The sequence below is a fragment of the Serratia microhaemolytica genome, from assembly GCF_004011885.1.
In the GTDB taxonomy this organism is placed as follows: Bacteria; Pseudomonadota; Gammaproteobacteria; order Enterobacterales; family Enterobacteriaceae; genus Serratia_G; species Serratia_G microhaemolytica.
In genome coordinates, this window is record NZ_SBEF01000081.1 from 1 (window position 1) to 2,551 (window position 2,551).

1 protein-coding gene is annotated in these 2,551 nt (G+C 58.6%); it reads right to left on the reverse strand.

All coding sequences use genetic code 11. The features are described from left to right. Positions 1–2,551: hemagglutinin repeat-containing protein (locus EOJ37_RS13815; RefSeq protein ID WP_206194069.1), on the reverse strand; the 2,551-nt coding region annotated here is incomplete at both ends.

The following is a 2,551-nucleotide window of genomic DNA, read 5'->3' on the forward strand; positions in this document are numbered from 1 at the left end:
GCCACTTTGCGCTTGATGCTGGTGTGCATCCGCTCGGCGTTGTGCTGTTCATTCTGGGTCTGCAACACAATGTCGCCGCCGGCCGTGACCGAAAGCGTTTCCCCCGCTTTCAGGCTGCTGGCGCTGAGGGTGATGTTCTGCTGTGCATTGACCTGCAGGTTGCCTTTGGCCACCAGTTGGCTGCCAATCAGTTGCTCATCATACACATCCATCGATTCGCTGTGACGCTTACTCGAGGATTGGCTCTTCACATGCAGGCTGTTGGTCGCCGCGTTGAGGGTGACGTTGTTGGCATTCAGCACGATGTCACCGGCTTCAATCTGCGCACCGGTGGCGGTCAGGTTGTTGACATCGGCGCGCAGTGCGCCGCCCACCTTGACGTTGCTGGTCACATGCTTCACCAACTCGCTGCTGCCTTGGCTCTTTGAATCGTGTCCGCGACTACTGTCGCGCCGTTCTACCGTGTCCAGTACCCAGTCACCACCGGTTTTCACCTGTAGGTCATTGCCGACACTCAGGCTGGCCCCCTGTTGTACAAAGTCGCGTTCGGTCTCAATGCTGGCGTTACCGCTCACCGTGATGCTGCCCGCCTGTCCCAACTGTGTGCGGCTGCGGGTATTGGCATTCGGTGCCACGTAGCGCTGGCTCAATGGCCCCAATCCGCTCAGGTTTGGCGTGCGGCCAGACGTATCCCCCAACTGTTCGCTGGCGGTGGCCAAGATCAGGTCTCGGCCACTGCGGATCGCCAACTCGCCAGCGCTGACGCGGGCGCTGGTCAGGTCGATATCGCTGTTGACGGTGCTTAAGAACATTTTTTGCCCGGCCGACAGCACGCCGCCCCGGTTGTTCAGTGCCACATCCTGTGCGGTGCTCAGTTGCAGGTTGTCGCGCGCTTTGATCGCCCCGCTGTTTTTAAAACCTGCCAGTTCAGTCAGTTGAATGTTGTTGGCCGCGATCAGTGGCCCCTCCGCCTGTAGATCGCCCGCTTTTATTCCCGCCAGGTAGACTACCGGTACCAGCACCTGATGCCCATCGACCTCGTGCAGTTCCATCACGATAATATCTTGGGTCAAGGCGGCCACTTGTGCCGCTGTCAGGCGCACGCCCGGTGCCAGGTTCATCGCTTTGCTGTACTCGGCTCCGGCGGCAAACAGCGCTTCAAATTGTGCCTGTTCGCTGGCGTAACCGTTGGCAACAGTGCGTCCAGTCAATGCCAGCACCTGGTCGCGTACCAGTTTCTGTTCGTAGGCGTTGTCACCCAGCCGCTGCGCCATGCGCGTCGGGTCTTGGTTCAGTTGCTGGAAATAGTAGTCCGAGCCTCGCCAGTTGTTCAGGTTGGCAAACGACGGGTGGGTCTCGACCAGGTAGGGGCTGCGCTCACGTGCCGGTGCATCCAGGCCGGCGTCATTCACCCCGTTCTGCTGTTGTTGTTTGTTAACGCGATACAGCCCGCTGCTCGGTAGCGTCAGTGCGACACCATTGACGCCACTTTCAAAGCGTTTGCCGCTGTCGGTTCGGCTGCCCGGCGCTATCGGAGCCTCACTGCCGTTGTTGATGCTGACTCCACTGCCGCTGAGGGTGTTGGCGCTCAGGCTCGATTCGTAGGTGTTGACCGCACTATAGACCGGGGCATCTTGCCAAGGACGCGTCCATATATCGCCTTTATAGTTCATATAAACATAAACCCCTTTCGACGTGCTGCGCTCCAGCAAGCGTTGTGCATCACGCCAGCTATCCTGATCAACACCGGCACCGCTGAGATCGATGCTGCCACCCGCGCTGATTTTGCTCCAGTAGTTTTGCAGCGTCTCGACTGCCGTGCGCAGGTTACCCCCCACCAGAAGTTGTGCTTCCGGGCTGATCTGTTCGATGCTGTTGTAGGCATAGGTGGTGTTGTATTTAGTGCCTATGTACCCGCTGTTCATTGCCCCGCCGTGTGGCGGTTCAATATAGCGGCCGCCCGGGACATCCGGGTTTTGCTCTGTCCAAAAGGCTTCGCCTTTTTCGGTGTTTTGATCAACAAAGGTGTCGTTGACCGTCAGGATGCGTCGGCTGTTGGTGAAACGTTCACTCTGGATCAGCATGTCGCTGCCAGACTCAATCAGCCCTGAAATGTTGCGGATCTGCTCAGCCGCACGGTAGCTGCCATCGTTATTCTCTCCACCAGCCAGGATCACTTTGCCTCGGCCAATGATGGTGGTGCTCGGGCCGCTGTCGGTGTCGGTGGTGTCGTCGATGTTCTCAATCTGTTTCGCCAGCAGTGCCAGGGTGCCCTCGGCATCGTGGGCGCCGATCAGGGCGTTTGCGCCTCGGTTGATGATCGCCTGAGCCGCTTGCAGTGTCATTTCGGCAGCGATCAGGCTGCTGAGGTTGGTTAGGTTCTGCGATTCAGTACGCAGTTTGCCGCCAACAATCAGTTCCGCCTGGTTGAGGATGTCGCCGCTGGTTTTCAGGGTAAAATCGCCACCCACATGCCAGTGGGTGTCAGCCTGGTGGATAAAATCGCTCTGTAGTGTCAGGTTGAGGTCACCGGCGCTGCTGATGGTGCCGC